The following is a 14,685-nucleotide window of genomic DNA, read 5'->3' as shown; positions in this document are numbered from 1 at the left end:
GAGGCGGAAGGCGTTCCGGCTCGTCTTTGTGTTTTAAGGGCGAGCAGCCGCTACCCAAATAGGGGTGCGGCAGCCGCGCCCCTTGCAGAAATTGCAGGAATGGAAGGGACCCGCCGACAGGACGCAGCATGCCGCCCGTGGCAGATTTGCGCGGTTTCCAGTCGCAAGGGATGTCCAAAATAGCCACATCGAGATTCGTATTCTAGGCGGTTGCCTAATCAAAAATCTTCGCATAGGTTCCTACTGCAACGTTTCAGTGAGGGAGGAGACTCATGCGAATGCGTGTTATTTCTGCGGCCTTTTTGGCCAGTGTGATGATTCCGGCGGGTATGGCCGGGGCCACCGATCTTGAGGTGACCCATTGGTGGACATCGGGCGGCGAAGCCGCAGCGGTGGCCGAGCTGGCCAAGGCTTTCGATGCGACCGGCAATAAATGGGTGGACGGCGCGATTGCCGGTTCGGGCGGCACGGCCCGGCCGATCATGATCAGCCGTATCACTGGCGGTGACCCGATGGGCGCCACCCAGTTCAACCACGGCCGGCAGGCGGAAGAGCTGGTGCAGGCCGGCCTGATGCGCGATCTGTCCGACGTTGCCGCAAAGGGCAACTGGAAAGAGGTCATCAAACCGGCAAGCCTGCTCGACAGCTGCACCATCGACGGCAAAATCTATTGTGCGCCGGTGAATATCCATTCCTGGCAGTGGCTCTGGCTTTCCAACGCCGCCTTTAAGAAGGCGGGTGTCGAGGTTCCGAAGAACTGGACGGAATTTGTCGCAGCCGCACCGGCGCTCAAAAAGGCCGGCATCCAGCCGCTGGCGCTTGGCGGGCAAGCCTGGCAGGCCAACGGCCTGTTCGACACGCTGACGCTTTCGATCGGCGGCAAGGACCTCTATCAGAAGGTCTATGGCGACAAGGATGCCGAGGCGGCAGCCGGTCCCGATATGGCGAAGATTTTCGCGGCGGCCGTCGAGGCGCGCGATATGGCCAAGGGCACCAATGTTCAAGACTGGAACCAGGCCACCAACATGGTCATCACAGGTAAGGCGGGCGGCCAGATCATGGGTGACTGGGCGCAGGGCGAATTCCAGCTGGCCAACCAGAAGGCCGGCACGGATTATTCCTGCCTGCCGGGTCTCGGCCTCAATGACTATATCACCACCGGTGGCGACGCCTTTTATTTCCCTGTTCTGAAAGACGAAGCGAAGACCAAGGCGCAGGATGTGCTGGCCGAAACCATCGTCGATCCGAAGACTCAGGTTGCTTTCAACCTGAAAAAGGGCTCGTTGCCGATCCGTGGCGACGTGGACCTCAATGCAGCCAATGACTGCATGAAGAAGGGTCTGGCAATTCTGGCCAAGGGCAATGCGCTGACCAGCACCGACCAGCTGATTTCCGCAGATACGCAGAAACAGAAGGAAGACCTGATGGCCGAATTCTTCGCCGGTTCGATGTCGGCGGCAGATGGGCAGAAGCGCTTCGCGGACCTTATCGGTTCTGCTGACTGATTGTGATCTCTCCGGGTTGGGGAGCGGTTTACCGTTCCCCATTCCAACGTCCGGTCCGTGCAATATTCACCAGCTAGGGCAGGGGTTTCATGCGGTGAGGTTTTTGCCTGACCGTTGACTGTAACGTTACAGGAGGAGGTAACATGGCAAGTCAAACGCGCTCCAGGCGTCCCAATCAGCTTTTCCGCAATCTCAATTCCAAGATTGCCTCCATTCCCATGATCTTGACCGCGATGGTGATCTTCCTCGGCGGCACGGTCTGGACGGTGATTTATTCCTTCACCAATTCCAAGCTTCTGCCGCGGGCGAGCTTCATCGGTTTTGACCAGTATGAGCGACTGTGGGCGGCGCCACGCTGGATCGTCTCCATCCAGAATCTGGCGATCTACGGTATCTTGTCGCTGATCTTCAGCCTCGTCATCGGCTTTGTGCTGGCGGCGCTGATGGACCAGAAAATCCGTTTCGAAAACACCTTCCGCACCATTTTCCTTTATCCCTTCGCTTTGTCGTTCATCGTTACCGGCCTTGTCTGGCAATGGTTGTTGAACCCGGAATTCGGCATCCAGTCCGTGGTCCGTTCGATGGGCTGGGAAAGCTTCACCTTCGATCCGCTCTATAATCCGCAGATCGTCATCTACGGTATCCTGATCGCGGCGCTCTGGCAGGGCACGGGGCTCGTCATGTGCTTGATGCTGGCCGGTCTTCGCGGCATCGACGAGGATATCTGGAAGGCGACGCGCGTCGACGGCATTCCGATGTGGAAGACCTATATCCTCATCATCATTCCGATGATGCGGCCGGTCTTCATCACCACCCTCGTCATCATCGCGAGCGGCATCGTCAAGGTCTACGATCTTGTCGTCGCGCAGACCAGCGGCGGGCCGGGCATCGCGTCCGAAGTGCCGGCGAAATATGTCTATGACTACATGTTTCAGGCGCAGAACCTGGGGCAGGGCTTTGCTGCCTCGACCATGATGCTTCTGACCGTCGCGATCATCGTCATTCCATGGGCCTACCTCGAATTTGGAGGCAAGAAGCGTGGCTAATATCAGCACATTAAATACGGTCGTCGTCGCCACCGATGCGGTTGCCAAAGACCTTTCCGGCCCGCGCGGCAGGAAGCCGAGGAAAACCTTTTCCCGCCGCAACATCATTCTTTACGGCACGCTGTTCGTGGCTGCCGCCTATTACCTGCTGCCGCTTTACGTGATGGTTGTCACCTCGCTGAAGGGCATGCCGGAAATCCGGCTCGGCAACATTTTCGCACCGCCGGTGGAGATCACCTTCGAGCCCTGGGTAAAGGCCTGGGCAAATGCCTGCACCGGTCTGAACTGCGACGGACTTTCGCGCGGCTTCTGGAACTCGGTGCGCATTCTCGTGCCTTCCGTCGTCATTTCCATCGTCGTCGCTTCCGTCAGCGGCTACGCCATGGCCAACTGGAAGTTCAAGGGATCGGAACTGTTCTTCTCGATCCTGATCATCGGTGCCTTCATTCCTTATCAGGTGATGATCTATCCAATTGTCATCGTGCTGCGTGAAATGGGCATTTATGGCACGCTGACCGGCCTTGTCATCGTGCACACCATCTTCGGCATGCCGATCCTGACGCTGCTGTTCCGCAATTACTTCGCCTCTCTGCCGGAGGAACTGTTCAAGGCGGCGCGCATCGATGGCGCCAATTTCTGGCAGATCTATTTCCGCATCATGTTGCCCATGTCACTGCCGATCTTTGTTGTGGCAATGATCCTGCAGGTGACCGGCATCTGGAACGACTTCCTGTTCGGTGTGGTGTTCACCCGGCCGGAATATTACCCGATGACGGTGCAGCTCAATAATATCGTCAACTCGGTGCAGGGCGTGAAGGAATACAACGTCAACATGGCCGCCACGCTTCTGACCGGGGCAGTGCCGCTGATCGTTTATTTCGTCTCCGGCAGGCTTTTCGTCCGCGGCATTGCCGCAGGCGCAGTAAAAGGTTGAGCTATATGAACAAAAGCGTTTCCATCCGCGATCTTTCCCTGTCCTTCGGTGCCGTCACCGTGCTGAAAGACCTCAATCTCGATATTTACGACGGCGAATTTCTCGTGCTGCTCGGCTCTTCCGGCTGCGGCAAGTCGACCCTTCTCAATTGTATCGCCGGCCTTCTGGAGCCGACCGACGGGCAAATCTTCATCAAGGATCGCAACGTCACCTGGGAGGAGCCGAAGGACCGCGGCATCGGCATGGTGTTCCAGTCCTATGCGCTTTATCCGCAGATGACGGTGGAGAAGAACCTGTCGTTCGGCCTTCAGGTCGCAAAGATCCCAAAGGACGAAATCGAACGGCGTGTGAAAAGGGCGGCCGGCATCCTGCAGATCGAGCCGCTGCTGAAGCGCAAGCCGGCCGAACTTTCCGGCGGCCAGCGCCAGCGCGTGGCGATCGGCCGGGCGCTGGTGCGCGATGTGGATGTGTTCCTGTTTGACGAACCGCTCTCCAACCTCGACGCTAAACTGCGTTCGGAACTGCGCGTCGAAATCAAGCGGCTGCACCAGTCGCTGAAGAACACCATGATCTATGTAACGCACGACCAGATCGAGGCGCTGACGCTGGCGGATCGCATCGCCATCATGAAAAGCGGCGTCATCCAGCAATTGGCGGACCCGGTCACCATCTATAACAAGCCGCGGAACCTCTTCGTCGCCGGTTTCATCGGCTCGCCGTCGATGAATTTCCTGCGCGGTGAATTGATCGAGAAAGACGGCAAGGTGGTCTTCACCACCAATGGCGTCAGTTTTTCGTTGGATGGCTATCAGCCGGAAACGCCGCTTGCCGCCGGTCGCGCCGTCGTTCTCGGCGTGCGTCCCGAACATGTGCGTGTCGATGCCGATATCCTCAGTGGCGAGGTGCATGAGGCTGTCGTCGATATCGAGGAGCCGATGGGTGCTGACAATCTGATCTGGCTGAAACATGCCGGCCACACAATGTCGGTGCGCGTCGGCGGCCACAGGCGGTTTTCGCCCGGCACAAAGGTTCGCCTCGGCCTCGACCTGACCATGGCCTCGTTGTTCGACGCTGAGAGCGAGGAGCGGCTTTAGACGCTGCAACTATTCCCCCACACAATCCCAAGACCCAAATCTCTATGGAGGAGACAATGACAGAACTCGGTTTCCAGCTTTACAGCGCCCGCAATTTCCAGCCTTTTTCCGATATTCTGAAGAAGCTTTCGGCGGCCGGCTACAAGCAGGTCGAAGGTTATGGCGCGATGTACGCCTCTCTTGATGACGCCGGGCTGAAGGGCCTGCGCGCGGAACTCGACGCCAATGGCCTGACCATGCCGACCGGCCATTTCGGCCTTGATCTTCTTGAAGGCGACCCGAAAAAGGCGCTCAATATTGCCAAGGTTCTGGGCGTTGAAGCGATCTATTGCCCTTATCTGATGCCTGACCAGCGCCCGGCGGATGCCGCAGGCTGGTTCGCTTTCGGCAAGCGCCTGCAGCAAGCCGGAAAACCCTTCGTAGATGCCGGCCTGACCTTCGGCTGGCACAACCACGATTTCGAGTTCAAGGCGCTTGCCGACGGTTCCACCCCGCAGGAGCAGATTTTTGCCGGCGGGCCGGACCTGAAATGGGAAGCGGATATCGCCTGGATTATCCGCGGCAAAGCCGATCCGCTTGCCTGGATCGAAAGCTATGGCAAGCGCATCACCGCCGTGCATGTGAAGGATATCGCACCATCGGGCGAGAATGCGGATGAGGATGGCTGGGCCGATGTTGGCCATGGCACGGTGGACTGGAAGGGCCTTGTGGCGGCGCTGAAGGCGAAATCCGCCACGAAACATTTCGTGGTCGAGCACGACAATCCCAAGGACATAGATCGACTGATCACCCGCTCGATCGCTTCCTTCAAAACCTACTAAGTCTCACATTTCGGAGTTTCATCATGACCAGGGATCTTGGCGTCGGCATCATCGGATGCGGCAATATCTCGTCTGCATATTTCTCGCTGGCACCGCTCTTCAAGGGCATCAAGGTGCTGGCCTGCGCCGACCTCAACCGCAATGCGGCGGAGCTGAGGGCGGAAGAGTTTGGCGTTACCGCGCAGTCCATCGAGGAACTGCTCGCCAACAAGGACATCGACGTGGTGGTGAACCTTACTGTTCCTGCCGCGCATTTTCCGGTGTCGAAAGCAGCCCTCGAGGCGGGAAAGCACGTCTATTCGGAAAAACCTTTGGTGCTTTCGCTGGAGGAAGGCGAGGAGCTGCGTCGCATCGCCCGCGAGAAAAAGCTGTCCGTCGGCTGCGCGCCGGATACGTTCCTCGGCGGCGCGCATCAGCTTGCCCGACAATATATCGATGACGGCAAGGTCGGGCGGATCACGTCAGGCACCTGCCATGTGATGAGCCCCGGCATGGAGATGTGGCACCCCAATCCCGGCTTCTTCTTCCTGAAGGGCGGTGGGCCGATCCTCGATCTTGGCCCCTATTACGTTGCCAATCTCATCAACCTCATCGGGCCGGTCAAACGCGTCGGTGCTTTGACCTCGATGGCAAACCCCACCCGCACGGTCACCAGCCAGCCGATGAATGGCGAAATCATTCCGGTGGAAACACCGACCAATATCCATGCGCTGCTGGAATTCGTGAATGGCGCGACGATCACGCTTTCGGCCAGCTGGGATGTGTGGTCGCACCGCCATGCCAATATGGAACTCTATGGCACCGAAGGCTCGATCTACGTGCCGGACCCGAACTTCTTCGGCGGGGTGGTGGAGGCCAGCGGTCGTGACAAGAATATCCAGCCGCTGGAAGACTGGGCGCATCCCTTCGGCATCGCCAATCAGGAAAGCCCGAACGGCCCGCGCGCCAATTACCGCACGGCCGGCCTTGCCGATATGGCGATTGCGATTTTGGAGGGCCGCGATACCCGCTGCTCGCTGGAGCGCTCGCTGCACGGCATCGATGTGATGACCTCGATCCTGAAGTCAGGTGAAGAAGGCCGTTTCATTGAGATGAACACGACCTGCACGCAGCCGGCAGCCCTTGGCATCGAGGAGGCGCAGGCGCTGCTGCGCTGAGGCTTGGATGATCCGGAAAGCGGCGGAGGGGACTTCGCCGCTTTCGTGTTTTTACCGCAACCCTTCACAATCCCTTCCTTTTGGTTTAAAGCCGCGCCGTATCCGGTCGCAGCCCACCCGGTCAAAACAAGGGATCCCAACTTATGAAAACCATCGTGATCTGCTCCGGCGGATTGGACTCCGTTTCGCTTGCCCATAAAATCGCGGCGGAACATGAACTTCTCGCTCTCGTCTCCTTCGATTATGGCCAGCGCCACAAGAAGGAACTGGATTTCGCCGCCGACTGCGCAAAACGTCTCGGCGTGCCGCATCATCTCATCGATATCGGAACCATCGGCGCGCACCTCACCGGTTCGGCGCTGACGGACGATATCGACGTGCCTGATGGCCATTATGCGGAAGAGACCATGCGCTCCACCGTGGTGCCAAACCGCAACGCCATCATGCTGACCATCGCGTTTGGCCTTGCCGCCGCCCAGCAGGCGGATGCGGTGGCGATCGCCGTGCATGGCGGCGACCATTTCATCTATCCCGATTGCAGGCCGGGCTTCATCGGCAGCTTTAATGCCATGCAGGCCCATGCGCTGGAAGGTTACGCCGACGTTACCCTGTTTGCGCCCTACGTCACCGTCTCCAAAGCGGCGATTGTGACTGACGCGGTGAAATACGGCACGCCATTTGGCGAAACCTGGTCCTGTTACAAGGGAGGCTTGCGCCATTGCGGCCGTTGCGGCACCTGCGTGGAGCGGCGCGAGGCCTTCCATCTGGCGGGAGTCACCGATCCCACGGAATACGAAGACCCGGATTTCTGGGTGGCGGCCACGCAGGCCTATGCGGCGCAGGAGGTGCACTGATGTTTCGCATCACCAAGGAGTTTCACTTCTCCGCCTCGCATCAGCTGAAAAGCCTGCCGTCAGATCACCAGTGCAACCGCCTGCACGGGCACAATTACATCGTCGAAGTGGAACTATCAGGCGAAGAGCTGAACGAGCATGGTTTCGTGCGCGATTATCACGAGCTGGCGCCGCTGAAGCGCTACATAGACGATCATTTCGACCATCGCCACCTGAACGACGTTCTCGGCCATGACCAGGTGACGGCGGAATGTCTGGCAAAGCATTTCTACGACTGGTGCAAGACCAGCCTGCCGGAAACCAGCGCCGTTCGAGTGAGTGAAACCACCAAGACCTGGGCGGAATACCGGCCATGACGGAGGCTGCACGGAATATTGCTGCGAGGGAAACCACGGTCCGCATCAGCGAAATCTTCGGCCCGACCATTCAGGGCGAGGGGCCGCTGATCGGCCTGCCAACCGTCTTTGTGCGTACCGGTGGCTGCGATTACCGCTGCTCCTGGTGCGATACGCTGCATGCGGTCGACAGTGAGTACCGCGACACGTGGAAACCGATGTCCGTCGAGGCGATATGGCAGGAGGTGCTAGGGCTTTCCGGCGGCATGCCGTTGACGGTGTCACTGTCAGGCGGCAATCCCGCCATCCAGCCGCTCGGCACTTTGATCGCGAAGGGGCAAGGCGAAGGGTATCGTTTCGCACTGGAAACGCAGGGCAGTATCGCGAAAGACTGGTTTGCCGATCTAGATCATCTGGTGCTGAGCCCGAAACCGCCATCGAGCGGTATGGAAACGGACTGGCAGGCATTCGAAGACTGTCTCGCCGCCGCCGGCGATGGTCCGCAGGTGGCTCTGAAGGTCGTAATCTTCGATGATGCGGACTATGCCTATGCCAAGGCGGCATCCGCGCGTTTTCCGCATCTGCCGGTCTATCTCCAGCCGGGCAATCACACTCCGCCGCCGCCGGATGATGACGATGCGCGGGTGGATATCGATGGGGTCATGGACCGAATGTTGTGGCTGGTGGAGAAGATCAGTGAAGACCGCTGGTTTTCAGCGCGCGTGTTGCCGCAGCTGCATGTGCTGTTGTGGGGGAATAAGCGTGGGGTGTGAAAGCGGCGGCCCGCGCCGCCGCTTTCCTGCAACTCAAGCCGAAACGGCCACCTCGCGCCTCTCCCTATCCGCGATGATCGAAAGATCGAGCACCTTCTGCAGATTGGCTGCGTGGCGGAAGTCCGGGTCGGCGGGGCCGCCTTCCATGACCGCCTTGGCGAATTTTTCGTAATTCGTCGGCACCGGACCGACATCGATCGTCTTCCAGATCGCCTTTTCCACATCGTCGCCAATGCAGGCCCGCAGGCTGGAATAGTCAGGCGTGTGGATGACTTCCAGAGCACCCTTGTCGCCATGGATGCGCAGGCGCAGTTCGTTGAGGTGGCCCGTTGCCCAGCGGCTGGCGTGGATGACGCCCATGGCGCCGTTTTCCAGCTCGGCGGTCATGGTGAAGCTGTCATTGGCGTCGAGGTCGTAGACGCCAATTTTATTCCCTTCGTATTTGTCGAAGGTCTTCAGCCGCGTGAAGATGCGCTCCACATCGCTGCCCGCGCCATAAGAGGCGAAGTCGAGAATGTGGATGCCGACATCACCCAGCACGCCGTTGGAGCCATGCTTGGTGGAAAGCCGCCACAGCCACTTGCTCTCCGTCATCCAGTCGCCCCAGGCCTTGGAAACCAGCCAGCTCTGGAGATAGGAGGCTTCCAGATGGCGAACTTTGCCGATTTTTCCAGCCAGCACCATCTCGCGCGCCGCCTGCAAGGGGGCGACATTGCGATAGGTGAGGTTGACCATGGCAACGAGACCCGCTTTTTCGGCGGCATCGGCCATTTCGGCGGCCTTGGCGTAGTTTTCCGCCAGCGGCTTTTCGCAGAAGACGTGTTTGCCGGCCGCCAGCAACTTCAGGCTGGTCGGGTGGTGGATGGCATCCGGCGTGACATTCGCCGCCGCGTCGAATTCGCCCCAGGCAATGGCGTCATCCAGTGAGGTGAAGGAGAGCGGGATGTTGTGGCGGAGCGCAAAGCCGCGCACCACCACATCGTCCACATCCACCGCCGCGACGAGTTCGACGCCGGGGATTTGCGCAAAATAAGTGGCATGGTTGTTGGCCATGCCGCCAGTTCCGAGAATGAGAAGTCTCATGGCTTTTTACCTGTAACCTGCTTCGCCGGCCTGATGCAGCTTGGGGCCGCGTTCCTCGATCGGCTCCAGCGCCTTGTCGACGGGAACATTGGGGGCGTCATGAATGCTTTTCAGCGCGCCGGCGGGATTATAGGCCCATTTCACCGAATTGCTGATGACCTTCTGGACATTGGCGTCGTGATAGGTCGGATAGGTTTCGTGGCCGGGGCGGAAATAGAAGATGTTGCCGGCACCACGACGCCAGGTGAGGCCCGAACGAAAGACCTCGCCGCCTTGGAACCACGAGATGAATACGGTTTCCAGCGGCTCCGGCACGGAGAACTGCTCGCCATACATCTCCTCGTTTTCCAGCTCGAAATGCTCGGGCAGGCCGGCGGCAATAGGGTGGCGCGGATTGATCGTCCACAGACGCTCGCGTTCGCCCGCCTCACGCCATTTCAGCGCGCAGGGCGTGCCCATCAGGCGTTTGAACGGCTTGGAGAAGTGGCCGGAATGCAGGACGATAAGGCCCATGCCTTCCCAGACGCGCTTGGCGACGCGCTCGACGATCTCGTCCTGCACCGCGCCGTGGTCCTTGTGGCCCCACCAGACAAGAACGTCGGTCTTGTCGAGACGATCCTGCGAAAGGCCGTGCTCCGGCTCCTGCAGTGTAGCGGTGGTGGCATTGATCTCAGGGTTCTGGTTCAGCGCGTCGGCAATAGTGTTGTGCATGCCGTTCGGATAGATCGAACGCACCGTCTCATTGATGTGTTCGTGGATATTTTCGCCCCATACAACGGTGTTGATGGTCATTGTCATGCTCCTCGGTGAAAGCCGGGACCTTGGGTGATCCCGGCGGAAGTTGAAGTTTCAGGCCGCTCCGCGCACGGGATTGCGAGCCAGCGCCTGGCCTTGTGCGTCGAAACGGTGAATCTGCGCCGCATCGGCTACGAGCGTGATGCGCTCGCCAGCCTTGCGGTCGGTCACGCCTTCTTCACGAACGACAATGGGTTCGCCGGCGCCGATCTCGACATAGATGAAGCTGTCCGATCCGAGCATTTCCGAATGCACAATCTCGCCGCTCCAGCCGTTCTCGCCGGTGGTGACGGTGATGTGCTCGGGGCGGATGCCGATGGTCGCTGCCCCTTCCGCCTCGGCATATTTGCCAGCAAGGAAGTTCATCTTCGGCGAGCCGATGAAGCCGGCGACGAAGGTGTTGACTGGGCTTTCGTAGAGCTCCAGCGGCGTGCCGATCTGCTCGACGCGACCGTCGCGCAGCACGCAGATGCGGTCGGCGAGCGTCATCGCCTCCACCTGGTCGTGGGTGACGTAGATCATCGTCGTGTCATGCATCTCGCGGTGCAGCTTGGCGATTTCCAGACGGGTGGCAACGCGCAGCGCCGCATCGAGGTTGGAGAGCGGTTCGTCGAACAGGAAGACCTTCGGATCGCGCACGATGGCACGGCCGATGGCGACGCGCTGGCGCTGGCCGCCGGAAAGCTGCTTCGGTAGCCGTTCCAGATAGGGCGTGAGCTGCAGCATCTCGGCTGCTGCTTCGACACGCTTCCTGCGTTGCTCCTTGTCGGCGCCCGATAGTTTCATGCCGAAAGCCATGTTCTCGAACACGGTCATATGCGGATAGAGCGCATAGGATTGGAAGACCATGGCGACGCCGCGTTTGGCGGGCGGCAGGCGGTTGACCGTCTCGCCGTCGAAAGAGAGCGTGCCGCCGGTGATTTCCTCCAGCCCGCAGATGAGGCGCAACAGCGTGGACTTGCCGCACCCGGAGGGACCGACGAAGACCATGAATTCGCCGGAGCGGATGTCCATGTCGATGCCCTTGATGACATCGAAGGCGCCGAAGGATTTGCGAAGATCGCGCAATTGAATGGTAGTCATGAGTTTTCTCCTAGCCTTTGACGCCGCCGGCGGTGAGGCCGGAGATGATGCGTCGCTGGAAGATCAGAACGAGGACGACGAGCGGGGCGGTGACGATGACGGAGGCCGCCATGATCGTTCCCCAGGGGATTTCGAACTGCGAGCCGCCCGAGAGAAGCGCGATGGCGACCGGCACCGTGCGCTGCTCGTTCGATGAGGTGAACGTGAGCGCGAAGAGGAACTCGTTCCACGCTGCGATGAAGGCGAGGAGCCCTGTGGTGACGAGCGCCGGCCACATCAGCGGCATGAAGACCTGGGTGATGATGACCCAGGGCGTTGCACCATCAACGATGGCCGCTTCCTCGATCTCGATCGGCAGATCGCGCATGAAAGTTGTCAGCACCCAGACCGTGAAGGGCAGGGTGAAGATCATGTAGGAAAAGATCAGCGCGAGCGGCGTGTTGAAGATGCCGGCCCAGCGGATCAGTTCGAACAGGCCGGCGAGAACGGCGATCTGCGGAAACATCGAGACCGACAGGATGGTGAGCAGAAGCAGCGAGCGGCCCCGAAATCGGACACGGGCCAGAGCATATGATGCGGTAACCGCCAGAAACAGCGACAGCACGACAACCGAGGAGGCCACCAGCAGCGAATTGCCGAGATTGCGCAGGAAAGTGCCGTTGCCGATGACGAAGCTGTAATTGGTCAGCGAGAAGTCACGCGGCCAATAATTGACCTGGAACAGCGCCGAGCCGGATTTCAGGCTGGTCAGGATCGCGTAGTAGAACGGGAATACCGAAATTACCATGATGATGGCGACCAGCGCATAAAAGGCGGTGGTTTTCAGGATGCCTGGCAGAGTCATCGTGCGCCTCCATCGGTATTGACGCGCCCAAGCCACATGTAGATGACCGTGATCGAAGCGATGATGAGGAACAGCATGGTCGAGGCCGCCGCGCCGTAAGCAAACTTGTCGAAATCGAACAGGTTCTCGCGCGCCAGCACCGACATAGTGCGGGTCTGTGCATTGTTCGGCGTCAGGATGTAGATGAGATCGAAAACGCGCATCGCATCCAGCATCCGGAAGATGACAGCGACCATCAGTGCGGGACGGATCATCGGCAGGGTGACGCGAAAGAACACCTTGACGGGGTGGATGCCGTCCACCTTGGCCGCCTCATACATGTCCTTCGGCACCATCTGCAGGCCGGCGAGAATGAGCAGCGCCATGAACGGCGTCGTCTTCCAGATATCCACAATCAGGACGGCGACCATGGCGGTATCCGGATTGGCGGTCCAGGCGATCTTGTTGGAGATCAGTCCGAGATTGAGGAAAAGATCGTTCAAGATACCGAACTGGTCGTTCAGCATCCACGCCCACATCTGCGCCGAGACGATAGTGGGAATGGCCCATGGCACAAGGATGGCGGCGCGCACGAAGCCGCGCCCTTTAAATTCGGCATTCAGCACCAGCGCGACGATGAGGCCGAGCACGGTTTCGAAGCTGACCGAGAGAATGGTGAATTTCAGCGTGTTGAGAACCGCGCCCCACCAGGCGGGATCGGCGAGCAGGCCGCGATAGATGGTGCGACCGCTGCTCAGCGTGATCCAGGTAAGGTAGTTCTTTAGGCCGACGAACTGCGCACCGTCGAGATTGGTCAGCGATGCGTCGGTGAAGCTGAACCAGACGGTGCGCACCAGCGGCCAGCCAGCCACCAGAGCCAGCACCAGAAATGTGGGGGCAAGAAACAGCCAGGCGGATTTCAGTCGTTCCGACTGCAGGTCGGAGCCGGTGCTGGCGGCCGCGACCGGTCTTTGAAGGGCGATGTCGTTCATGGGATATCTCGCGGTTGGGGCGCGGGAAACGATCAGGCGAGACCGCTTCCCGCGCGGGCCGGGTTACCAGCCGTTGCCTTTGAGATCGGTCAGTTCAACCTCGAGAAGTTCGAGATTTTCCGCCGCCGTACCATTGCCGGAGAGCGTGTTGTGCACGGCGCCCCAGAACTTGGCCGAAACCTCGTTATATTTCACCTTGGCCGAGGCGGAAGGACGCGGAACGGCGGTCTCGAAGATCGGCTTCCACGTCGGCATGAAGGGCTGTGCGGCCGCGACATCCTTGTCGTCGTAAAGCGAAGCGATCGTCGGCATGTTGGACAGCTGGATCGCGCGCAGCTTCTGGGTATCCTTTGATGCCAGGAATTTTACCAGCTGGATAGCCGCTTCCTGATCGTCGGAATATTTCGAAACAGCAAGGTTCCAGCCGCCGAGTGTGGAAGCGGGGGCTGCGCCTTCTTCACCTGCCGGCAGCGGCGTGACGCCGAACTTGTCCTTGATCGCGCTGTCGGCACCATTTCCAAGCGCATAGGCATAGGGCCAGTTGCGCATGAAGACGGAATTGCCGGTCTGCCAGACACCGCGTGCTTCCTCTTCCTTGTAAGCGAGAACGCCCTGCGGTGCGATGGTGCCGACCCAGCCTTTGGCGGTTTCGATTGCAGCTGCCGCCTTCTCGTTATTGATGGAGATATCGCCGTTGGTTTCAACGATATGGCCACCGCCCGCGGATGCGATCCATTCCAGAGCGTTGCAGGTCAGACCTTCATAGGCGCTGCCCTGAAAAACGAAGCCCCAGAGGTCCTTCTGGCCGGCCGCGCGTTCCTTGTCCTGAACCTCCTTGGCGGTCTCGCTCAGTTCCTTCCAGGTTTTCGGCGGCTGCTTGCCATATTTTTCCAGAAGGTCCTTGCGGTAAAACAGCGCCGGCGCGTCGGTGAACATCGGCATGGCGACGAGCTTGCCGTCCACCGTCTGTGAGGCGACGATAGAAGGGAAATGATCCCCGATGACATCCTTGGTCGCTGCGGTCAAATCCACGAATTGTTCGGCTAGCTGCGGGGCCCAGATCACGTCCGTCTGGTAAACGTCGACATCCTTGTTGCCGGCGGCAAGCCACAGCCGGTACTGGCTGAACTGTTCGCTGGAAGAAGACGGCATGGTGACGAGATTGACCTTGTGACCGGTCTCTTTCTCGAAAGCGGCGATGCGTTCGCGGAAAAACGCGACGTTCTTGCCGGTCGAATTTGCGGCAATGGAAAGTTCGGCCGCCTCAGCCGAAATGGCGGCGGAAAACGCGACTCCGCACAGGAACAAAGTCTTCATGGAAATATTCATTGTCAAACTCCTCCGTTGACGCTCCCGATTGTCCTCAAAATTGAAAGCGCTTTTGACTGAA

At 59.4% G+C, this 14,685-nt stretch carries 15 protein-coding genes; 9 read left to right on the top strand and 6 right to left on the bottom strand.

From position 1 onward, the window contains the following. Positions 1 to 272 precede the first annotated feature (272 nt). The 9 genes from ATU_RS15500 (at position 273) to queE (ending at position 8,519) form a co-directional block, all read left to right on the top strand. Positions 273 to 1,505: an ABC transporter substrate-binding protein gene (locus ATU_RS15500; protein ID WP_010972963.1), complete on the top strand. Its 1,233-nt coding sequence runs from the start codon at positions 273 to 275 to the stop codon at positions 1,503 to 1,505. Between the two features lie 143 nt (positions 1,506 to 1,648). Further along, on the top strand, positions 1,649 to 2,551 hold the full coding sequence (locus ATU_RS15495; protein ID WP_010972962.1) for a carbohydrate ABC transporter permease: 903 nt from the start codon (positions 1,649 to 1,651) through the stop codon (positions 2,549 to 2,551). Then, entirely contained in the window at positions 2,544 to 3,485 is a 942-nt protein-coding gene (locus ATU_RS15490; RefSeq protein ID WP_010972961.1) for a carbohydrate ABC transporter permease, read from the top strand. The genes ATU_RS15495 and ATU_RS15490 overlap by 8 nt, the downstream gene beginning before the upstream one ends. Before the next feature lie 5 nt (positions 3,486 to 3,490). Next, on the top strand, positions 3,491 to 4,579 hold the full coding sequence (locus ATU_RS15485; protein WP_006315197.1) for an ABC transporter ATP-binding protein: 1,089 nt from the start codon (positions 3,491 to 3,493) through the stop codon (positions 4,577 to 4,579). 56 nt (positions 4,580 to 4,635) lie between these two features. After that, a complete protein-coding gene (locus ATU_RS15480; RefSeq protein ID WP_010972960.1) occupies positions 4,636 to 5,400 on the top strand; it encodes a sugar phosphate isomerase/epimerase family protein in 765 nt (254 codons plus the stop codon). 23 nt (positions 5,401 to 5,423) lie between these two features. Further along, on the top strand, positions 5,424 to 6,557 hold the full coding sequence (locus ATU_RS15475) for a Gfo/Idh/MocA family protein (protein ID WP_010972959.1): 1,134 nt from the start codon (positions 5,424 to 5,426) through the stop codon (positions 6,555 to 6,557). A 143-nt stretch (positions 6,558 to 6,700) separates the two neighbouring features. After that, positions 6,701 to 7,411, top strand: a complete 711-nt coding sequence (gene queC / locus ATU_RS15470; RefSeq protein ID WP_010972958.1) for a 7-cyano-7-deazaguanine synthase QueC — start codon at positions 6,701 to 6,703, stop codon at positions 7,409 to 7,411. Beyond that, positions 7,411 to 7,767: a 6-carboxytetrahydropterin synthase QueD gene (queD, locus tag ATU_RS15465; RefSeq protein WP_006315201.1), complete on the top strand. Its 357-nt coding sequence runs from the start codon at positions 7,411 to 7,413 to the stop codon at positions 7,765 to 7,767. Before queC ends, queD begins: the two co-directional genes overlap by 1 nt. Then, positions 7,764 to 8,519 (top strand): 7-carboxy-7-deazaguanine synthase QueE, encoded by a 756-nt coding sequence (queE, locus tag ATU_RS15460; RefSeq protein ID WP_006315202.1) that lies wholly within the window; start codon positions 7,764 to 7,766, stop codon positions 8,517 to 8,519. Before queD ends, queE begins: the two co-directional genes overlap by 4 nt. Positions 8,520 to 8,552: 33 nt before the next feature. Here queE and ATU_RS15455 read toward each other — a convergent pair whose 3' ends face one another. From ATU_RS15455 to ATU_RS15430, 6 genes are all read right to left on the bottom strand, one after another. Next, positions 8,553 to 9,602, bottom strand: a complete 1,050-nt coding sequence (locus ATU_RS15455) for a Gfo/Idh/MocA family protein (RefSeq protein ID WP_006315203.1) — start codon at positions 9,600 to 9,602, stop codon at positions 8,553 to 8,555. Between the two features lie 6 nt (positions 9,603 to 9,608). After that, positions 9,609 to 10,394, bottom strand: coding sequence for a ThuA domain-containing protein (locus tag ATU_RS15450; RefSeq protein WP_010972957.1), 786 nt, complete (start codon positions 10,392 to 10,394; stop codon positions 9,609 to 9,611). A gap of 57 nt (positions 10,395 to 10,451) precedes the next feature. After that, on the bottom strand, positions 10,452 to 11,480 hold the full coding sequence (locus ATU_RS15445; protein ID WP_010972956.1) for an ABC transporter ATP-binding protein: 1,029 nt from the start codon (positions 11,478 to 11,480) through the stop codon (positions 10,452 to 10,454). A 10-nt stretch (positions 11,481 to 11,490) separates the two neighbouring features. After that, positions 11,491 to 12,324 carry a carbohydrate ABC transporter permease gene (locus ATU_RS15440; RefSeq protein WP_006315206.1) on the bottom strand — a complete coding sequence of 278 codons (834 nt, stop codon included), beginning with the start codon at positions 12,322 to 12,324 and terminating at the stop codon, positions 11,491 to 11,493. Continuing rightward, positions 12,321 to 13,295, bottom strand: a complete 975-nt coding sequence (locus tag ATU_RS15435; protein ID WP_006315207.1) for a carbohydrate ABC transporter permease — start codon at positions 13,293 to 13,295, stop codon at positions 12,321 to 12,323. The genes ATU_RS15440 and ATU_RS15435 overlap by 4 nt, the downstream gene beginning before the upstream one ends. Positions 13,296 to 13,358: 63 nt before the next feature. Next, positions 13,359 to 14,624, bottom strand: coding sequence for an ABC transporter substrate-binding protein (locus ATU_RS15430; protein ID WP_010972955.1), 1,266 nt, complete (start codon positions 14,622 to 14,624; stop codon positions 13,359 to 13,361). Positions 14,625 to 14,685: the final 61 nt, after the last annotated feature.

Origin of the sequence: Agrobacterium fabrum str. C58, from assembly GCF_000092025.1 — a bacterium.
In the GTDB taxonomy this organism is placed as follows: domain Bacteria; phylum Pseudomonadota; class Alphaproteobacteria; order Rhizobiales; family Rhizobiaceae; genus Agrobacterium; species Agrobacterium fabrum.
Note: the sequence above shows the minus strand (reverse complement) of the source record. Positions and strands in the feature narration are given on the sequence as shown.

Excerpts from the sequence above, each read along its gene's own strand:
- ATU_RS15480 (WP_010972960.1), top strand. The coding sequence starts at position 4,636 with ATGACAGAACTCGGTTTCCAGCTTTACAGCGCCCGCAATTTCCAGCCT.
- ATU_RS15450 (WP_010972957.1), bottom strand. The coding sequence starts at position 10,394 with ATGACCATCAACACCGTTGTATGGGGCGAAAATATCCACGAACACATC.
- queC (WP_010972958.1), top strand. The coding sequence starts at position 6,701 with ATGAAAACCATCGTGATCTGCTCCGGCGGATTGGACTCCGTTTCGCTT.
- queE (WP_006315202.1), top strand. The coding sequence starts at position 7,764 with ATGACGGAGGCTGCACGGAATATTGCTGCGAGGGAAACCACGGTCCGC.
- queD (WP_006315201.1), top strand. The coding sequence starts at position 7,411 with ATGTTTCGCATCACCAAGGAGTTTCACTTCTCCGCCTCGCATCAGCTG.
- ATU_RS15500 (WP_010972963.1), top strand. The coding sequence starts at position 273 with ATGCGAATGCGTGTTATTTCTGCGGCCTTTTTGGCCAGTGTGATGATT.
- ATU_RS15435 (WP_006315207.1), bottom strand. The coding sequence starts at position 13,295 with ATGAACGACATCGCCCTTCAAAGACCGGTCGCGGCCGCCAGCACCGGC.
- ATU_RS15495 (WP_010972962.1), top strand. The coding sequence starts at position 1,649 with ATGGCAAGTCAAACGCGCTCCAGGCGTCCCAATCAGCTTTTCCGCAAT.
- ATU_RS15485 (WP_006315197.1), top strand. The coding sequence starts at position 3,491 with ATGAACAAAAGCGTTTCCATCCGCGATCTTTCCCTGTCCTTCGGTGCC.
- ATU_RS15430 (WP_010972955.1), bottom strand. The coding sequence starts at position 14,624 with ATGAATATTTCCATGAAGACTTTGTTCCTGTGCGGAGTCGCGTTTTCC.
- ATU_RS15475 (WP_010972959.1), top strand. The coding sequence starts at position 5,424 with ATGACCAGGGATCTTGGCGTCGGCATCATCGGATGCGGCAATATCTCG.
- ATU_RS15445 (WP_010972956.1), bottom strand. The coding sequence starts at position 11,480 with ATGACTACCATTCAATTGCGCGATCTTCGCAAATCCTTCGGCGCCTTC.
- ATU_RS15440 (WP_006315206.1), bottom strand. The coding sequence starts at position 12,324 with ATGACTCTGCCAGGCATCCTGAAAACCACCGCCTTTTATGCGCTGGTC.
- ATU_RS15455 (WP_006315203.1), bottom strand. The coding sequence starts at position 9,602 with ATGAGACTTCTCATTCTCGGAACTGGCGGCATGGCCAACAACCATGCC.